General features: G+C 46.1%; 17 protein-coding genes and 1 pseudogene. 9 read left to right on the top strand and 9 right to left on the bottom strand.

Features of this window, described 5'->3' with window-relative positions; all coding sequences use genetic code 11:
- Positions 1-86: 86 nt before the first annotated feature.
- Positions 87-1,598 carry a threonine ammonia-lyase, biosynthetic gene (gene ilvA, locus QUA13_RS09195; protein WP_333198064.1) on the bottom strand — a complete coding sequence of 504 codons (1,512 nt, stop codon included), beginning with the start codon at positions 1,596-1,598 and terminating at the stop codon, positions 87-89.
- Positions 1,599-1,610: 12 nt separating this feature from the next.
- Between ilvA and QUA13_RS09200 the strand changes: the two genes are divergently transcribed.
- Together QUA13_RS09200 and QUA13_RS09205 are read left to right on the top strand one after the other, a co-directional pair.
- Positions 1,611-1,769, top strand: coding sequence for a hypothetical protein (locus QUA13_RS09200; RefSeq protein WP_333198065.1), 159 nt, complete (start codon positions 1,611-1,613; stop codon positions 1,767-1,769).
- Between the two features lie 88 nt (positions 1,770-1,857).
- Positions 1,858-2,412: a GNAT family N-acetyltransferase gene (locus QUA13_RS09205; RefSeq protein ID WP_333198066.1), complete on the top strand. Its 555-nt coding sequence runs from the start codon at positions 1,858-1,860 to the stop codon at positions 2,410-2,412.
- A 91-nt stretch (positions 2,413-2,503) separates the two neighbouring features.
- On the opposite strand, the gene QUA13_RS09210 is transcribed toward QUA13_RS09205, so the two are convergent.
- The 5 genes from QUA13_RS09210 to QUA13_RS09230 all read right to left on the bottom strand — a co-directional run bounded on the left by QUA13_RS09210 (position 2,504) and on the right by QUA13_RS09230 (position 7,078).
- A complete protein-coding gene (locus QUA13_RS09210; protein ID WP_333045531.1) occupies positions 2,504-3,073 on the bottom strand; it encodes a hypothetical protein in 570 nt (189 codons plus the stop codon).
- A 179-nt stretch (positions 3,074-3,252) separates the two neighbouring features.
- The gene (locus tag QUA13_RS09215; RefSeq protein WP_333198067.1) at positions 3,253-4,110 is read right to left on the bottom strand and encodes a bifunctional class I SAM-dependent methyltransferase/HIT family protein; all 858 of its coding nucleotides are present in this window, start codon (positions 4,108-4,110) and stop codon (positions 3,253-3,255) included.
- Positions 4,111-4,219: 109 nt separating this feature from the next.
- The gene (locus QUA13_RS09220) at positions 4,220-5,950 is read right to left on the bottom strand and encodes an Hsp70 family protein (RefSeq protein WP_333198068.1); all 1,731 of its coding nucleotides are present in this window, start codon (positions 5,948-5,950) and stop codon (positions 4,220-4,222) included.
- A gap of 121 nt (positions 5,951-6,071) precedes the next feature.
- Positions 6,072-6,854: a helix-turn-helix transcriptional regulator gene (locus QUA13_RS09225; protein ID WP_333198069.1), complete on the bottom strand. Its 783-nt coding sequence runs from the start codon at positions 6,852-6,854 to the stop codon at positions 6,072-6,074.
- An 11-nt stretch (positions 6,855-6,865) separates the two neighbouring features.
- Positions 6,866-7,078, bottom strand: a complete 213-nt coding sequence (locus tag QUA13_RS09230; protein ID WP_333198070.1) for a DUF2997 domain-containing protein — start codon at positions 7,076-7,078, stop codon at positions 6,866-6,868.
- Positions 7,079-7,160: 82 nt separating this feature from the next.
- Here QUA13_RS09230 and QUA13_RS09235 point away from each other — a divergent pair, with 82 nt between their 5' ends.
- On the top strand, positions 7,161-8,183 hold the full coding sequence (locus QUA13_RS09235; protein WP_333198071.1) for a beta-eliminating lyase-related protein: 1,023 nt from the start codon (positions 7,161-7,163) through the stop codon (positions 8,181-8,183).
- 200 nt (positions 8,184-8,383) lie between these two features.
- Here the strand turns inward: QUA13_RS09235 and QUA13_RS09240 are convergent, their stop codons facing one another.
- Both QUA13_RS09240 and QUA13_RS09245 read right to left on the bottom strand, forming a co-directional pair.
- On the bottom strand, positions 8,384-8,782 hold the full coding sequence (locus QUA13_RS09240; protein WP_172187875.1) for a DUF4112 domain-containing protein: 399 nt from the start codon (positions 8,780-8,782) through the stop codon (positions 8,384-8,386).
- A 70-nt stretch (positions 8,783-8,852) separates the two neighbouring features.
- Positions 8,853-9,191, bottom strand: a complete 339-nt coding sequence (locus QUA13_RS09245; RefSeq protein WP_172187877.1) for a winged helix-turn-helix transcriptional regulator — start codon at positions 9,189-9,191, stop codon at positions 8,853-8,855.
- 116 nt (positions 9,192-9,307) lie between these two features.
- Here QUA13_RS09245 and QUA13_RS09250 point away from each other — a divergent pair, with 116 nt between their 5' ends.
- The 4 genes from QUA13_RS09250 (at position 9,308) to QUA13_RS09265 (ending at position 13,281) form a co-directional block, all read left to right on the top strand.
- Positions 9,308-10,006 carry a pirin family protein gene (locus QUA13_RS09250; protein WP_333198072.1) on the top strand — a complete coding sequence of 233 codons (699 nt, stop codon included), beginning with the start codon at positions 9,308-9,310 and terminating at the stop codon, positions 10,004-10,006.
- A 225-nt stretch (positions 10,007-10,231) separates the two neighbouring features.
- Positions 10,232-10,438 carry a hypothetical protein gene (locus tag QUA13_RS09255; RefSeq protein ID WP_172187881.1) on the top strand — a complete coding sequence of 69 codons (207 nt, stop codon included), beginning with the start codon at positions 10,232-10,234 and terminating at the stop codon, positions 10,436-10,438.
- 440 nt (positions 10,439-10,878) lie between these two features.
- Positions 10,879-12,522: a WD40 domain-containing protein gene (locus QUA13_RS09260; RefSeq protein WP_333198073.1), complete on the top strand. Its 1,644-nt coding sequence runs from the start codon at positions 10,879-10,881 to the stop codon at positions 12,520-12,522.
- A 111-nt stretch (positions 12,523-12,633) separates the two neighbouring features.
- On the top strand, positions 12,634-13,281 hold the full coding sequence (locus QUA13_RS09265; RefSeq protein WP_333198074.1) for a Uma2 family endonuclease: 648 nt from the start codon (positions 12,634-12,636) through the stop codon (positions 13,279-13,281).
- Between the two features lie 73 nt (positions 13,282-13,354).
- Here QUA13_RS09265 and QUA13_RS09270 read toward each other — a convergent pair whose 3' ends face one another.
- The gene (locus tag QUA13_RS09270; RefSeq protein ID WP_332970604.1) at positions 13,355-13,552 is read right to left on the bottom strand and encodes a helix-turn-helix transcriptional regulator; all 198 of its coding nucleotides are present in this window, start codon (positions 13,550-13,552) and stop codon (positions 13,355-13,357) included.
- A gap of 172 nt (positions 13,553-13,724) precedes the next feature.
- On the opposite strand from QUA13_RS09270, the gene QUA13_RS09275 reads away from it, so the two are divergent.
- A complete protein-coding gene (locus tag QUA13_RS09275; protein WP_333198075.1) occupies positions 13,725-13,934 on the top strand; it encodes a hypothetical protein in 210 nt (69 codons plus the stop codon).
- A gap of 349 nt (positions 13,935-14,283) precedes the next feature.
- Positions 14,284-15,354, top strand: a pseudogene (locus QUA13_RS09280) (ABC transporter ATP-binding protein); the annotation flags it as partial.
- Positions 15,355-16,267: the final 913 nt, after the last annotated feature.

The raw sequence follows: 16,267 nt of genomic DNA on the forward strand, positions 1-16,267 counted from the left end.
TTTTTTATGTATGACTGTACTTTAAGCCTTGGATAGCTTTCCTCGCCACTCACCCCAAAAAACTGTCCGGACTGTTGCCAACCAAACTATCTTAAAAATAGCTTATACGCCGGATTTTTACTCTCATCCCCATACTGATAGCCCAGCGTATCCAAAAAAGCCTGCCATTCCTGCATCTCATCGGGCGGTACTTGAATTCCCACCACAATTCGCCCGTAATCTGCGCCGTTATTTCGATAGTGAAAAACGCTGATATTCCAGTTAGGGCTCATCGAACCGACAAACTTCATCAACGCACCCGGACGTTCGGGAAATTCAAAGCGATAAAACAATTCATGATCGGCCAGCATCGAACGCCCGCCCACCATATGCCGGACGTGCAGTTTCGTTAATTCATCATCAGTTAAATCCAAAGTCTTGAAGCCACAATCTTCAAAACTTGCAGCTATATTCACCGCATCTGCACGGTTTTGAATTTGTACACCGATAAAAATATGTGCCTCTTTCTCATCTGCAATTCGATAGCTAAATTCAGTTAAATTGCGTTTGCCCAGACACTCGCAAAACCTGCGGAGACTTCCCGGTTGTTCGGGAATTGTGACTGCAAAAATGGCTTCGCGGCGTTCGCCAAACTCGGCTCTTTCTGCTACAAAACGCAGCCGATCGAAATTCATGTTCGCGCCGCAAGCAACAGCAATTAATGTTTGTCCTGCGATTTGTTCCCGTTCCACGTAAGCTTTCGCACCTGCGATCGCCAAAGCGCCAGCAGGTTCTAAGATCGATCGCGTATCTTCAAAAACATCCTTAATCGCCGCGCAAACATCATCCGTACCCACCAAAATAATCTCATCCACATACTCCTGACACAGCCGAAAAGTTTCCTCCCCCACTTCCCGCACAGCAACGCCATCAGCAAATAAACCCACCTGCGACAAACGCACCCGTTTACCCGCTTTCAGCGATTGATTCATTGCATCGGAATCGATGGGTTCGACGCCAATAATCTTAATTTCCGGCCGCAACCGCTTGACATAGGCCCCAATTCCCGAAATCAATCCGCCGCCGCCAATAGCCACAAAAATCGCGTGAATTGGTTTTTGATGTTGCCGCAGAATTTCCATGCCGATCGTACCCTGTCCTGCAATTACGTGCGGGTCATCAAAAGGGTGAATAAAAGTTAAACCTTTTTCCGCCTCTAATTGGCGCGCAAAGGCGTAGGCATCGTCGTAGGTATCCCCATGCAAAACTACCTCTCCACCCCGGGATATGACCGCATTTACCTTCACCTGCGGCGTCGTTACGGGCATGACGATAATCGCGCGAGTTCCCAGGTGGCGGGCGGCGAGGGCGACTCCTTGGGCGTGGTTGCCGGCGGAAGCTGCAATGACACCTTGTGCTAGCAAATCCGGCGACAGTTGCGCCATTTTGTTGTACGCACCCCGCAGTTTGAAGGAAAACACCGACTGCATATCCTCTCGCTTCAGCAAAAGTTTATTGTTGAGCCGTGCTGATAGATTCGGGGCTACTTCTAGGGCTGTTTCTTGAGCAACATCGTAGACGCGAGCGGTGAGGATTTGTACCAGGTAATCGCAAAGCATGAGGTTAGCAGGTTGGTTGATGCCGGATGGTGGGATAATTGTACGGCACTTGTGTTAGTATTTTGCGGGGAATTGGCGATCCTCTTCGAGGGCTGCGCTAACGGGCGATCGCAACTTTCCAATAATAACTTTTCCCTTTGGGAACATAAGGAGCCTGAAGACTATGAATAATATTTCGTTTTTGCCGTTTACCCCCGTTATAAAATAATCCGGTTTGTGAGCGTATTAGTCCGTAATCCTTGATTTAGTATGTAAATTCATGAACGTACAAATTACAGATTTGCGTGCGGTTGACGAGCCAAAAATTCAACAGGTAGCTAGATTAATAGTTGAAGGTTTTAAAGAGCATTGGCCCGGTGCTTGGCCCGATCTAAAATCTGCTTTGCAAGAAGTGCAAGAATCTTTGGGAGCCGATCGCATCAGTCGAATTGCTGTCGGCGACAGCAATCAAGTTTTGGGATGGATTGGCGGGATTAAACAGTATGACGGTAATGTTTGGGAACTGCACCCGCTGGTAGTGAGAACAGAATTTCGCGGACAAGGAATTGGTCGATCGCTCGTAGCTGATTTAGCAGCAGAAGCTAAAAACCGGGGAGGGCTCGTGCTGTGGGTGGGTACCGACGACCAAGACAATCAAACAACTCTTTCAGGCATCGATCTTTATCCTAACGTTTGGGAACACGTCGCCAAAATTAGAAATTTGCGCGGTCATCCCTACGAATTTTATCAAAAAATGGGTTTTGCGATCGTGGGAGTGATGCCCGACGCGAACGGAATTGGCAAGCCCGATATTTTCATGGCAAAGCGGTTGTAAAATTTAATGTAGGTTCTAAATTTACTGACCGGTGGCTTGCCAATTCAACACTTAGCAAAATTAGTGGTTGAAAGTTTCCCAGAAAATCGGTCTAGTCTGGACGTGCGAACCCCGTTCGAGGGTCGCTAATAAACAAACCCAGAACTAACGAATCCATCACCGTATCCCAGACAGGAGTCAAACGCTCTGCATCGTCAACCCAGTAATCAAAAGTAATCAAACACTGAACATTAGAACCCAATCCAATACAGATTCGCGAATAAGCTTCCCGCTGTTCTGGAGGGTCGATAAACTTAAATTCAGTCCAAACAATGCGGGCAGTTTGCCGCTTCAATTGGATAATTTCCCCAGGAGCGATCGGATTTCGCGTATCATCTTCAACCACCTTCTGTAATAGCGGTACTAGCGGAAAATCTGCCCAGTTACCAGGTGGTAGCAAATTAAACGAAACCTCCAAACAACAATCATCATCCGGCGGCTTTTTATCCGTAAATCGGAACGACTTAGTATCCGGTTCAAAATGCCAATCTTCCGGGACATCAAAGCGGACTGCACCTCTTCCTGCTACAAAAATTCGAGTTCCAGGCTTTGACTTCCAATTGTGGTCTTCTTTAAGCTCTAGGGTTTCCTTGAGCCATTCTTGCTTTTTGCGCTTAGACATAAACAGAACACCAAATTACTGCTAATGTGTAGTTTGAGACTTGGCAAACACATTTTAACCTTATTTTGCTCGCCGTTTGCTCAAATATAACAATCCTTACAAAAATTATGAATTCCTCTCTTCTCTATTCCTCTGCGCCTCTGCGGTAAAAAAGAATTCCTTTCACAATTGGCTAACTTTTATTTTTCACTCTTTGGAATCACATACCTAATTCCGCCTTTATTCCCAGCCGCATCGCCATTATAACGCGGGATAACATGAATAGCCGCGTGAGTGCGACTTTGACCTGCCTGTTTATTAATATTTATTCCCACATTAAACCCGTCAGGCTCAAATTCTTTACTTAACATTTCTTGTACCTTATTAGCCATAAACCAGCAAGCCGATTGCTCTCGAAACGGCAGTTCAAAATAATTGGCAACGTGACGCTTGGGGATGATTAAAACATGACCTTTGCTGGCGGGATAACCGTCAAACATCGCATAAGCTGTTGCTGATTCAGTTAACAAAATTAGTTTTTTGTAAGGATTGCAGAATATGCAGTTATTAGTTGAATTTCTTTGATGGTTGTAATGCACGTATTTGTAAATTTCGCAATACTCATCTAAATAACTTGACTTAAATGGAAGTTTGACAATGCACTGATATGTAGGTTTTTTGTGTACGTAATGTTCTCGGAAGCCTTCTTTTTTGATATCCCTTCTCACCGCAAAATACGCATTCCCTCCCGGTTTTAACAGGTGCGACACTTCCATCAGGACATTAGCTTGTTCTTCAGGAAACAAAACATTTAAAACATAAAAGCAAATGATGGTGTCAAATTTATCTTCGGGGAATTCCGGGAAATAATAAGGGTCATAACCCCCAATATTCAAGCCTTTTTGCTGCAACAATCTAACATCGCTGCCGAAGCCGCACCCAAAATCTAAGACTTTCCCTTGCAGCAAGTTTTTATCCAATAAAAATCTGGCTGGAAATGACAGGGAAATTCTTTCGATGGCCGTCAGGTGGCTGAATTTATTTTGTTGCTTTTTCATGGCGGCATAAATTTGATTTAAATAAATATTTTTCTGTCCGCGCACCATCCGGACGAGAGTTTCTGTAGTACCGATTTCAATATCCGAATGTTATCTAAAAATTTTACCATTATTGCAGTTTGGCGATCGCCCCTTTTTCCACCAACACCTTACCAGTCACCAAATCCCGCACCGTCGCCAACAAAACCCGCCTCTCATCCACCTCAAAACTCACCGAAACCCTGTCAATTCCCAATACCCCGGGCGGATTCAAATGCGCCACGCAAACCTGCTGGTGGTGGCTTTCCAGAGAGCGAAAATCCGTTGTTTTGTTGAGCCAACTGCTCGTCATTTGCCCTTTTTCGTTAAAAATAACCTCCGCTTGCGATACCTCCGCAACTTCCCCAATATCTAACCGAATTTCCCTTTGCCCTTCAATAGCCACTTGCAGCGTCAACTCTTCGGAACTTTCACAGGGATACTTCATTTCCTTGCTAAATATCGGCGAGTAAGCATAAGCTTTAGCATAAGGTTCCCAGAGGCGAATTGCATAGCTGTGGCGCAAATAATCGTCAACACTCGCCAATTGTGTCAGCGCTAAAGCACCGTGCGCTACAGCTTCAAAAGGCTTGTCAGTTTTGACTTTTTGGCGTCCAAAATACGAAACCACTAAATTAGATACAGCCGGAATTAGAGAAGTTCCTCCTACCAGCAAAACCTGTTCGATATCTGCTTTGCCGATACCTTTTCCCATTGCAATGCTCAGCACTTCATCTAAAGCTTGTCGCAACTGTTCCAACAACTGCCGAGCTTCCAGAATTTCCTCAAGCTTTTCTCGGTTTAGATGCAAGTCGTAAGACATAAAATTTTCATCGTCAAACCAACTTTCCTTTGCTTCATTAACTTGAGAAAGTTGAATTTTTAATTTTTCCGCTATTTCTAATAAATTTTGCCAGCCAACTGCGCCGACTTCTGCCCGCGACGAACCAATTTGCCGCAAATAATCTTCGACAATCCAGATATCAATATCTTCGCCGCCGACATAAGCATCCGATTTTGCCAACACTTCGGCACGCACCCCCCCCAGCCCCCCCTTGTCAAGGGGGGGAGCGAGATTTCTCTCCCCCTGGCTAAGGGGGGAAGCGAGATTTCTCTCCCCCTGGCTAAGGGGGGGAGCGAGATTTTTCTCCCCTTTGCTAAGGGGGGGAGCGAGATTTCTCCCCCCCTTGGTAAGGGGGGGTAAGGGGGGGGTTACAGCAGTGCGAACTAAACTTAAATCTAAAGTTCCGCCGCCAAAATCAACTACTAAAACTAGAGAACCGGGGCGTTTTACTGCATATCCCAGGGCTGCTGCTGTGGATTCATCTATTAGCTGAACTTCCGAAACTCCCAAAGATTCTGCTAAATCGCGAAACCAATCCAGATATCGCTCAAATGCTCCTACGGGGACTGTAAAAACTACTTTGTCTGGCTGTATATTTTGTAAATATAATTGTTTCCAAATAGTTTTGATAAACTGTTCTGCTACTGATTCTGATGTGTATGTTTCTCTATCAAGATTGCGGGGTGGTGGCTGAAAGTCAGCAGCTAAATTGCGTTTAAAAGCTTTAAAATAACGGTCTGGCTGGGCTTGCCCCAAACGCTGCGATCGCACTTTTTCTCCCAATATTAACTCTCCCGCACTTTTCACAAATACCAAAGTCGGTACTACAGGTATTTCTCGGGGATCTTCACTCGATTTATGCGTTTTAAAAATGCGGGACATCTCGCCCAATCTCAAAGTTTCTGGTGTTTGCGTATCCGGGTTGAGAATGCAGACAACCGTGTTGCTGGTGCCGAAGTCAATGGCAACTGTAGTCATGGTGATTTTAGATTTTAGATTTTAGATTTTATTTTTCATGCGGCCCAGGGTGGTGCAGCTAAATTTATTTTATAAGACTTACAAATCTACTCTATTTGTAGGGTCGCATTGCGCCCCTTACTTAATTTTTTATGCCACCTGGCAGGGTGCGACTAACTTTAGCAGGAGTAAGAATTCGCTCTCCCTCCCGATACCCGACAAACCGAATATAAACTAATTCTCCTTCTGTTATATCCTCAACATCTGGCTGGTGCAACTGCGGATTGTAAGCAGTTTGTTCCCACGCAGAACCAATCGTTTCAAAATCCCAGCTTGATAACAGATTTTCTAACGGAGTAAAAAGAGCAGAAAGATTTTTGGCTGGCATATCAGGCTTGGCCTCTGCCATTTTGCGGGCGGCAGGATAGTTGGTTAACAAAGTTTGCAACTGTTCAAATGTAGCGCGGCGAAAATCGGCAGTTAGTTGAGTTTTTTGCTGCTGCAATTCCGATCGCAGCCGGAAACACTGCTGCCTTAATTCTTCAATTTCGGTGGGATTAGTTGTGATTGTAGCCGATATTGGCAGCGCGATCAAAGTGCGATCGAACTCTTGAAAATTCAAATTCAGCACTTTTGCCAGTCGCCTCAGTTGGTCAAGCTTGAGGTTTCCCACGTCTCCCTGTCGCACTAAACGCACCGCGTAGCGACTTAAGCCTGCTTTTTCGCCTAAATCTTGCCAATCGAGAATGTCTAGCTGATTCATGCGTTCCCGCAGAATTGTATCGTACTTAAACTCGATCGCATCTCCCGCCTCAGATGCAGCATAAAGGTAGATTAAAATTAGAAAAATGCCCCCGACAGCCAGCGCGAAGCTGAAGGCAGGCACTGTTGTTACATCAACTGTTGCACCGAGGATCTCAAACATCTTTAACTCTTCTAAACTTGTTTTAAAGTCTGCGTTTGTTCAACGCTCAAATTTTCTTCGCTTTGGTAATATTCTGGCAGCAAGTCTTGAGATTCTACTTTTCCGAGGGCTTTTTCAATTCCGGCGGTGGTTTCGGTGCAACTCGAACCGGTGGCGTTGAGGACGGTTTCGGTAATTTTGCCGTCTTTGCCGATGCGGTATTCTATTTGGCGGTATTCTGCCATAATTCTTCCTCTTGGTTTAATGCTTGAGTGTTGACTGCTGAGTGTTGAGTTATATTATAGATTCTATTTCCCAATTATTCTAATGAATTTTTGTAGCGACAATGCAACCGGGGTTTCGCCGGAAATTATGGCAGCGATTGCAGCAGCTAATTGCGGTGCTGTGATGTCTTACGGAGATGATGAATATACAAAGCGTTTGCAAGTTAAATTTTCGGATTTGTTCGAGACATCTGTGACTGTTTTTCCTGTAGCAACTGGTTCTGCTGCTAATGCGCTAGCCCTTGCGGTTGTCACTCCTCCTTACGGGGCTGTTTACTGTCACGCCGAATCTCATATTAATCTAGATGAATGCGGCGCGCCGGAGTTTTTTACAGGCGGTGCAAAGTTAATAACAGTAACAGGAAATCATGGTAAAATAGACGCAGAGACTTTAGGAAAAATGCTCGATCGCGCTGGTGCAGGTGTCGTCCATCACGTACAGCCTGCAGCCGTCAGCATCACTCAAGCAACGGAAGCCGGAACTGTCTACAATCCAGCGGAAATTTCCCACATTTCACAAGTAGTTCGCGATCGCAATTTGCACCTGCACATGGATGGCGCTCGCTTTGCCAATGCTGTCGCCAGTCTTGGCTGTTCTCCTGCGGATGTTACTTGGCGCGCTGGTGTCGATATTCTCTCCTTTGGAGCGACAAAAAACGGCGCGATGGCTGCAGAAGCTGTGGTATTTTTTAATCCTGAATTGGCAAACACTTTCCCTTATTACCGCAAGCGCAGCGGGAATCTATTCTCGAAAATGCGGTTTTTGTCGGCGCAGTTGGAAGCGTATATAACGGATGATTTGTGGCTGAAAAATGCGGCTCATGCAAATAATATGGCAGCAAAATTAGCCGAAGGTTTGGCGGGAGTTGAGGGAGCGAAGTTTTGCCATCGAGTTGAAGCTAACGAGATTTTTATTCAACTTCCAGAATCAGTAATTACAGCGGTTTTAGCTGAGGGTTTTATGTTTTATCGCTGGGATGAATGTACTCTTAGACTGGTAACGGCTTTTAATACTCTGGAAGCCGATGTTATTGCTTTCGTGGAAGCGGTTAAACGACATCAGTAATTATTTCGTAAGGGCGGGTTTTACGAATAATATCTGACGAGTACCAACAATCTAAATAAACCCGTTCCCCACAACAGACAACCCGCATCAACATTAAATTTGTATCGAATGCGGAAAATCTACATTCTGATTTTTCGTTTGATGGGGGCGGGCTTGAGAGGTTGTTGGTTATTTACAATTATTGTTTGTGAAACCCGTACCTACAATTTAATAGATTGAGGAACAGGTTCGGCAACTGCGGCTAGTTCGGGTTCAACTTCTTCGAGGTGTGCTTCTAACAGCGCCAGATTTCTCATGTTTGATTTATAAAAAGCATCGAAGATATCTCCGACTAAAGGTACTGACCCAACAACGGCTTCTAGACCGATATTGTAAACCATTTTCCCTAGAGTTTTTTGGGGAATGTTGAATCGAGTTGCTAAATAAATTAGGTAGGCGGAAAACGCGGTATCTACGATATCCCCAGCACCCGGAACTAAACCGATAATCGGGTCTAAACCAATGCGAAATTTAGTGCCGGGGATGCCAATGGCGGTATCCATCAGGCGGCTGAGTTTGCGGATGCGGTTGAGGGTGGCGAGACGCTCTATGTTGTTCATATTATTATTGTTGAACTAGGTTGAAAATTTGAAATCTGTCGGAAGACGGAAAAAAACATCTAGAAACCGCTCATTTTCCATCTTCGCTAATATGCTGAATTCCCCATTCGTGCATGGCATTAATAATCGGTTTGAGACTTTCGCCCAAAGGCGTTAGCGAATATTCAACTTTTGGCGGCACTTGCAGGTAAATTTCCCGGTGCACAATCGCGTCTGATTCCATTTCCCGCAGTTGCTGCGTCAGCATCTTTTGAGTAATGCCGCTGACAGCTCGTTGCAGCTCGTTAAAGCGCTTCACTCCTTGAAACAACTCCCGCAGAATCAAGACCTTCCAGCGCCCGCCAATCACGTCTAGAGTGCGTTCTACAGGGCAATTTGCTCGATCGAGGTTTACTTCTTGGACTTGCATAGTATCTTTTTGGTAACTACCGCACTTTTAAGTGCGTACTATCCATAATAGCTTAAATCGGTTTAAAATAAAAACATCAAAGAAACACCCGATAAATTTCACTGAGGATTCAGAAAATGATTACCGTCAGAAAAAGTGAAGCAAGAGGACACGCTAATCACGGTTGGCTGGACAGTTACCACACATTTTCTTTTGCCGGCTATTACGATCCAAATTATATGAATTTTCGCTCTTTGCGGGTAATTAATGAGGATTTCGTTAGCCCCGGCAGAGGTTTCGGCACTCACGGACACAGCGACATGGAAATCATTACTTATGTATTAGAAGGAGCATTAGAACACAAGGACAGTTTGGGTACTGGTGCAGTGATTAAACCCGGTGAAGTGCAGCGGATGAGTGCAGGTACGGGTATCCAGCACAGCGAGTTCAATAACTCGAAGACAGACCCGGTTCATTTGCTGCAAATCTGGCTGTTACCCGATACAAAAGGCTTGCAGCCGAGTTACGAACAGCGGGAGTTTCCAGTGGAAGAAAGGCGCGGAAAACTGCGGTTAGTGGCGGCACGAGATGCCAGAGATGGTGCTGTGAAAGTGCATCAAGATGTGGATTTGTATGCGGCTGTTTTGGATAAAAACTCGCGGGTTTCTCATGCTTTGCAGCCAAATCGCCATGCTTGGGTGCAAGTGGCTCGCGGCTCGGTTTTGCTCAACGGTTTGACTTTGAAAAATGGCGACGCTGCGGCGGTTAGCGGCGAGTCTGAATTGGCGATTGAGGCTACGGCAGATGCTGAATTTTTGCTGTTTGATTTGGCATAGAATTGCACACCCGATATAGTTATAAGGTTTGCAATGCGCACCCTACTGAGTATGGCTAGTGATGGGTAAGGTGCGCATTGCCCACCCTACTTAGTGATGGATAATGTGCGCATTGCGCACCTTACTTAGGGTGGGTTACTACTTAGGAAATAAGTAAATAGGAGGAAGAAAGTAAATTTTATTTGTGGTATTTCTGGTAATGGTAAATGTTTAGGATAAATTGTTATGCAAGAAAACCCGATCGCCAGGAAGCATCTTATTGGGAGCCTCATCACTGGTTTAGCAGTTGGCGCGATCGCGGGCGCACCTATCGGCTGGATGGCTAATGGGTATTATTCCGAGCAGCGTTTGGCTCAAATTCTGATTTGCCGAGAAAAAAATAGAGATCAGCCAGTTGCGATTGTTGAGGCTAGGTGCGGTTCCCGATTCTAAATTTTTCTGCTAGCCAGAGGGCTGTGTCACATATTGTGAGGCTTGTGCGAATGTCGAAAGTTCGATCGTCGCGCAGGCGTTTTGGCCTTTTCAACCGTCAATCGATTTTAGATTTTAGATTAAAGAATTGAAGCATTGACCCAGCCCAAAAACGGATACGCTGCCACGTAATTAAGTCGTGCAAAGATAAAAATTTTAGACCCTAGTTCAAGCTCCCAGATTTATCTGTGGGGTAAATCTAAAATCTAAAATCTAAAATCTAAAATCTAAAATCGACTGACCCCACGGATAAATTCGGGGGCTCCTTTATCGGATACAGGTTTTTTATTTCTGGACGGATGAATCCGGGGGCTTGTATCCTGGATGCTTTCGGTCAATATGCCACAAACCGGAAAAGTTATCCGTCAGTTGATATATGGGTATGTTAAATTTACACAATAATGAATTACAGCAGAACAATTCCGGCTATTTTGAGTGCTACGATCGCCCTGAGTTCGATCGCCCTCATCCCACTGACATCACCTCAAATTGCCCTCGCATTAACCGCCGACAAAGTTAAAACCGTTGCCAAAGAAATTACTGTTCGCATCCAGGGGCCAAAAGGCGGTTCAGGAGTAATTTTAGAGAAACAAGGCAGCACATACTATATTCTCACAAACTGGCACGTTGTCGATAAAGCCGGCGATTACGAGGTTGTAACTCCCGACGGCCAAGCTCACTCTGTATCATACAGCCTCGTGCGGCGAGTGCCGGGGATGGATTTAGCCGTCGTACCCTTCAGCAGCACTCAAAGCTACCCCCTGGCTCAATTAGCCAATTCCGCAGCAACTAAGGGAAACAAGGCTTATGTGGCCGGCTGGCCGATATCCGGCGGTTCCCTGAGACAGCCGATTTTCATCGCCACGGAAGGTCAGCTTACCGGCCGCCAAACTCCCTGGAACGGCTATACTTTGGTCTACAACAACTTAGTGAGAGCGGGCATGAGTGGGGGGCCGGTGCTCGACGATGCGGGGCGAGTTGTCGCAATTAACGGCATTGTCAGGTTAGAGGACAATTCCGATAAAATCGTGGCTGCGGGAATAGAAATTAATACTTTCATGAAATGGCGATCGACTGTTTCGCTGCCAGTAGTTCCCCAATCTCCTACTGCCGGAAATCCGAAAACTCCGGCGAATAATGCGCCCCGCCGGCCCGCAAGTGCGATCGCCTTTGCTGCTACAAATACCCTCAAAGGGCCTTCGGAAGTTGTCAGTTCCCTTGCCCTAGCTTCAGCTTATTTTACTACAGGAAATAGCAACGGCACTATCTCAGTTTGGAATTTTCCCAGCGGGCAATTAAAAACTACCCTGCAAGGACACACGGAAGCCGTAAATGCACTGGCTGCGAGTGCGGATGGCAAGGTATTAGCTAGCGGCAGCGACGACAAAACGGTGAAAATTTGGAATTTAGAAACTGGTGCGGTTGTACGCACTTTGAGCGGGCATTCCAATGCAGTTTCGAGCGTTGCCGTTAGTCCTGATGGTCAATTTGTAGCCAGCGGCAGTTGGGACAAAACGATTAAGATTTGGAACCCGAAAACGGGGGAATTGCTGCGGACTTTGACCGGGCATTCTGGGTTGGTGAATGCTGTTGCAATTAGTCCCGACAACAAAACTTTAGCTAGTGGCAGCAAAGATGGTTCAATTAGGTTGTGGAATTTAGCTAGCGGTCAAGCAATTCGCACGATTAGCGGCAAAAACTTGTCTGTTTTGTCGCTAGCTTTTACTCCCGACGGCAAAAGTTTAGCGGCGGGAAACAGCAATGGCACTGTTGGTTTGTGGAATGCCGGAAACGGGCAGTTAATTCGGCGTTTGAGCGGGCATACCGACGGGGTTTGGTCTGTGGCATTCAGTCGGGATGGCACTACGCTGGTTACTGGGAGTTGGGATAAGAGTGTGAGACTTTGGGATGTGCGATCGGGCGAATTGAGAGGTAATTTGAGCGGTCATGCTGGCTACGTTAGCGCTGTGGCTATTAGCGCAGATGGGAAGACTATTGTGAGTGCTGGTTGGTTGGGGGAGATAAAGATTTGGAAAAGGAGTTAAGATTTTTTTGATTTAACCGCAGAGGGCGCAGAGAGCGCAGAGGAGGAGAAGAAAGGAGACGGTTTAAGTTTAATTGAGTGTTATACGATCGAGATATTGGGGAACAAAAAAATGAGCGAACTACAGACTAAATTGCCAACTGATATCTGGGTGGTAGCGACATGGGAAGAATTCATCGCGATGGCAGATGACCCAGCTTACAGTAAAGCCAAATGCTATTACCGCAACGGCCAAATGAGGATTGAAACTATGTCAGTAGGGCCCGATCGTGCACGGGATAATGCGATCGCACTTTTGGCAATTAACCTATTTTGCACTATCAAAGGTATTGCTGTTAACGGATTCAATAAATGTAGCTACCGGAAAACAGAAGTCCGAGAGTGTCAACCGGATGTATCATACTATATTGGAAAAAGAGCGCAATTAGCACCGAGGGGAACTTCGATCGCAAGTCTTGACGTTACCCCACCGCCAGATTTAGTCATAGAAGTTGCTGACTCAACTTTGGCTGATGATATCGGTGAAAAACGGTTGCTTTACGAAGAGTTAAAAGTCGCTGAATATTGGGTAGTAGACGTGCAGAAATTTCAAATTATTGCCTTTGCTATTATTGCTGATAATGGCAGTCGGCGGATCGTTCAATCGGAAGTTTTGCCGGGATTAACTATTGCTTTGTTGGAAGAGGCTTTGCGGCGGAGTCGCACTGAAGATCAAGCACAGGTAGGGGCTTGGTTGTTGGCTCAATTTCAGCAGCAGTAATCAAAATAGAAAGCGATCGCCCTCTCTGCAAAAAAGCGCGATCGTCCAACCTACTTTATCTTAACTCCCGAAGCTACACTACTAAATCTTCGATCGAGAATTTCAATAAGTCGCACAGGGCTTTCATCTGTGCTGGGTAAAGCTTGGGGACGTGTCTGTCGGTTTCCCAGTTGATGACTGTGGATTCCACCACATTACACGCTCTTGCCACTTGTATTCGAGTCAAACCTAGACTTTCACGTCTTTCTCTTAGCTTTTGCCCCAGCGTCATTATCTGTCCCGTACTTACTTCAGTTGATTCTATTTATTCAGTTGACTATATGTAGTTCATGTCTTACTCTATAGACAGACACAAAGTCTAACAAAGGTCAAAAGCCAGTCCGCGCCCTCGACAAGCATTGAACTGGCTTTGGCTCCAAAACTCAATGGAGACAAATTTAATTATGCCCTACAAACAGCGCCTTAACAGGTGGTTGGTTGTTCGCCTGCTTCCGAATATGCAGCGAATCACTGTTGCCGATTTTTTCAAACATTCCGATGCTGACGGCTATCTGCGGATTATCTGTCAGTTAATCCCCAAGGCTGAATTTGTGATTGTGTTTAATGCCGATATCAATCTCGAAACAGCCCCTAGTAGTAGCGAAGGCAGCTAAGCTGTTCATCTAGATTGTATTTTTGGGCGGGATGCCCACCCCACAAGAAAATGCACTTTTTGTGGGGTGTCCTGCCTGTTCTTGAGAATGGTGCAAGATGTGAGAATTATCAAACTCGTAAAAACAGACGCTATCCCATCCTCCCGCACCCTACTACTAGCGTCCCGCTTCAAAGTACGATCGACACTTATGATAGATTTGGTTCTTGCCAGACTACACTAGAAGACAAAATCAAATTAGCATTTGCGCCATAAATTCGATCGACCCGCTGTACTGGCGGGACTCTGCACTTGGCGGAGTCAATCTAAAATCTAAAATCTAAAATCTAAAATCGCGTGACTTCTGACAAATGATTGAAGTAGAACACTTAAGCAAAACTTACGGTTCGACCGCAGCGATCGCGGACGTGTCTTTTTCGGTCGAATCAGGAGAAATTCTCGGGTTTTTGGGACCAAACGGGGCTGGCAAAACCACAACCATGCGGATTTTGTCGGGATATTTGCCGGCATCCAGCGGTACGGCCCGCATCGCCGGCCTCGACGTTCACGAAAACTCGATGGCAGTCAGACAGCGCATCGGCTATCTGCCGGAAAACCCGCCGCTTTATCCAGAAATGACTGTGGAAGGGTTTCTGTTTTTTGTGGCCAGGATCAAGCAAGTACCTGCGGGCGATCGCGCGCGACGAGTTACCTCCGCGATCGAACGCTGCGGCCTGATTGATAAACGCAAAGTTTTAATCCGCAAACTTTCTAAAGGATTTCGGCAGCGCGTCGGTATCGCCCAGGCGATCGTCCACGACCCGCCCGTCATTATCTTAGACGAACCAACCGTCGGCCTCGACCCCCGACAAATCATCGAAGTCCGCAATTTAATCAAAAGCCTTGGCGGCCAGCACACAATCATCCTTTCGACGCACATTCTCCCGGAAGTCAGCATGACTTGCAACCGCGTCACCATCATCAATCGCGGTAAAATCGTCGCTGCGGGTACTCCCGAAAATTTGATGGGAGAGTTGGCCGCCGGAGAGGGCTACGAACTCGAAGTTGAAGGCGAGGCTGATTTGGTAAACAGTCTGCTGTTGCCTTCTTTGGAAAATGTGCCGGGAGTTCGATCGGTCGAATTGATTCCAAGCCAGCAATTTTTAGCGAGTCGCTACCGCCTGCGGGCCTTGTGCGAATCGGACATAGAACCCGGACGAGAAATTGCCGCAGCTATTATCACCTCGGGATTCGGACTTTGCGAAATGCGCCGCAATCGGGCTAGTTTGGAAGATGTGTTTTTAAGGCTGACAGCGGCTGAAAAGAAACCGGAAGAAAATCTGGTTCACAGCGAACCAGAGGTCGATCGAAATCTCCAAGAAGCGGCAGAAACTCAAGACTCGATCGCGGATTCTCATCAATCGGAATCGCAACCGATTGTCGAAAATCTGCCCGTTGTTTCAGAAACGGTAGAGTCGATCGAGCATCATGAACCAGCATCCGAACCAGTTGTAGAAACAGTAGAGTCGATCGAGCATCCTCAACCAGAACCGATTGTCGAAAATCTGCCAGTTGTAGAAACAGTAGAGTCGATGGAGCATCCTCAACCAGAACCGATTGTCCAAAATCTAGAAGTTTCAGAAACAGTAGAGTCGATCGAGCATCCTCAACCAGAACCGATTGTCGAAAATCTGCCAGTTGTAGAAACAGTAGAGTCGATGGAGCATCCTCAACCAGCATCGGAACCAGTTGTAGAAACAGTAGAGTCGATCGAGCATCCTCAACCAGAACCGATTGTCGAAAATCTGCAAGTTGTTTCAGAAACCGTCGAGTCGATCGAGCATCCTCAACCAGCATCGGAACCAGTTGTAGAAACAGTAGAGTCGATCGAGCATCATGAACCAGAACCGATTGTCGAAAATCTGCTAGTTTCAGAAACCGTCGAGTCGATCGAGCCTCATCAACCAGAACCGATTGTCGAAAATCTGCCCGTTGTTTCAGAAACGGTAGAGTCGATCGAGCATCATGAACCAGAATCCGAACCAATTGCAGAAACAGAGGAAATAAGCGATTTAGAACCAGAAATGCAACCAGTGGCAGATTTTCTGGAAACTGTAGAAAGACAAGAATTGATCGAAAATCCTCAACCAGAACCGATTGTCGAAAATCTGCTGATTGTTGAAACGGTAGAGTCGATCGAGAATCCTCAACCAGAACCGGTTGTCGAAACACAAGAGTCGATCGAGCCTCATCAACCAGAACCCATTGTCGAAACACAAGAGTCGATCGAGCCTCATCAACCAGAACCGATTGTCGAAAATCTAGAAGTTTCAGAAACGGTAGAGTGGAGCCAAC

This window comes from Microcoleus sp. S28C3 (assembly GCF_036700785.1).
GTDB classification, from domain to species: Bacteria; Cyanobacteriota; Cyanobacteriia; order Cyanobacteriales; family Microcoleaceae; genus Microcoleus; species Microcoleus asticus.

Coding starts and splice junctions, on each gene's coding strand:
- QUA13_RS09220 (WP_333198068.1), bottom strand. CDS start 5,950: ATGACTACAGTTGCCATTGACTTCGGCACCAGCAACACGGTTGTCTGC.
- QUA13_RS09255 (WP_172187881.1), top strand. CDS start 10,232: ATGCAAGAAAACCCGATCGCCAGGAAGCATCTTATTGGGAGCCTCATC.
- ilvA (WP_333198064.1), bottom strand. CDS start 1,598: ATGCTTTGCGATTACCTGGTACAAATCCTCACCGCTCGCGTCTACGAT.
- QUA13_RS09240 (WP_172187875.1), bottom strand. CDS start 8,782: ATGAACAACATAGAGCGTCTCGCCACCCTCAACCGCATCCGCAAACTC.
- QUA13_RS09230 (WP_333198070.1), bottom strand. CDS start 7,078: ATGGCAGAATACCGCCAAATAGAATACCGCATCGGCAAAGACGGCAAA.
- QUA13_RS09210 (WP_333045531.1), bottom strand. CDS start 3,073: ATGTCTAAGCGCAAAAAGCAAGAATGGCTCAAGGAAACCCTAGAGCTT.
- QUA13_RS09275 (WP_333198075.1), top strand. CDS start 13,725: ATGCCCTACAAACAGCGCCTTAACAGGTGGTTGGTTGTTCGCCTGCTT.
- QUA13_RS09270 (WP_332970604.1), bottom strand. CDS start 13,552: ATGACGCTGGGGCAAAAGCTAAGAGAAAGACGTGAAAGTCTAGGTTTG.
- QUA13_RS09215 (WP_333198067.1), bottom strand. CDS start 4,110: ATGAAAAAGCAACAAAATAAATTCAGCCACCTGACGGCCATCGAAAGA.
- QUA13_RS09265 (WP_333198074.1), top strand. CDS start 12,634: ATGAGCGAACTACAGACTAAATTGCCAACTGATATCTGGGTGGTAGCG.
- QUA13_RS09250 (WP_333198072.1), top strand. CDS start 9,308: ATGATTACCGTCAGAAAAAGTGAAGCAAGAGGACACGCTAATCACGGT.
- QUA13_RS09225 (WP_333198069.1), bottom strand. CDS start 6,854: ATGTTTGAGATCCTCGGTGCAACAGTTGATGTAACAACAGTGCCTGCC.
- QUA13_RS09235 (WP_333198071.1), top strand. CDS start 7,161: ATGAATTTTTGTAGCGACAATGCAACCGGGGTTTCGCCGGAAATTATG.
- QUA13_RS09205 (WP_333198066.1), top strand. CDS start 1,858: ATGAACGTACAAATTACAGATTTGCGTGCGGTTGACGAGCCAAAAATT.
- QUA13_RS09245 (WP_172187877.1), bottom strand. CDS start 9,191: ATGCAAGTCCAAGAAGTAAACCTCGATCGAGCAAATTGCCCTGTAGAA.
- QUA13_RS09260 (WP_333198073.1), top strand. CDS start 10,879: ATGAATTACAGCAGAACAATTCCGGCTATTTTGAGTGCTACGATCGCC.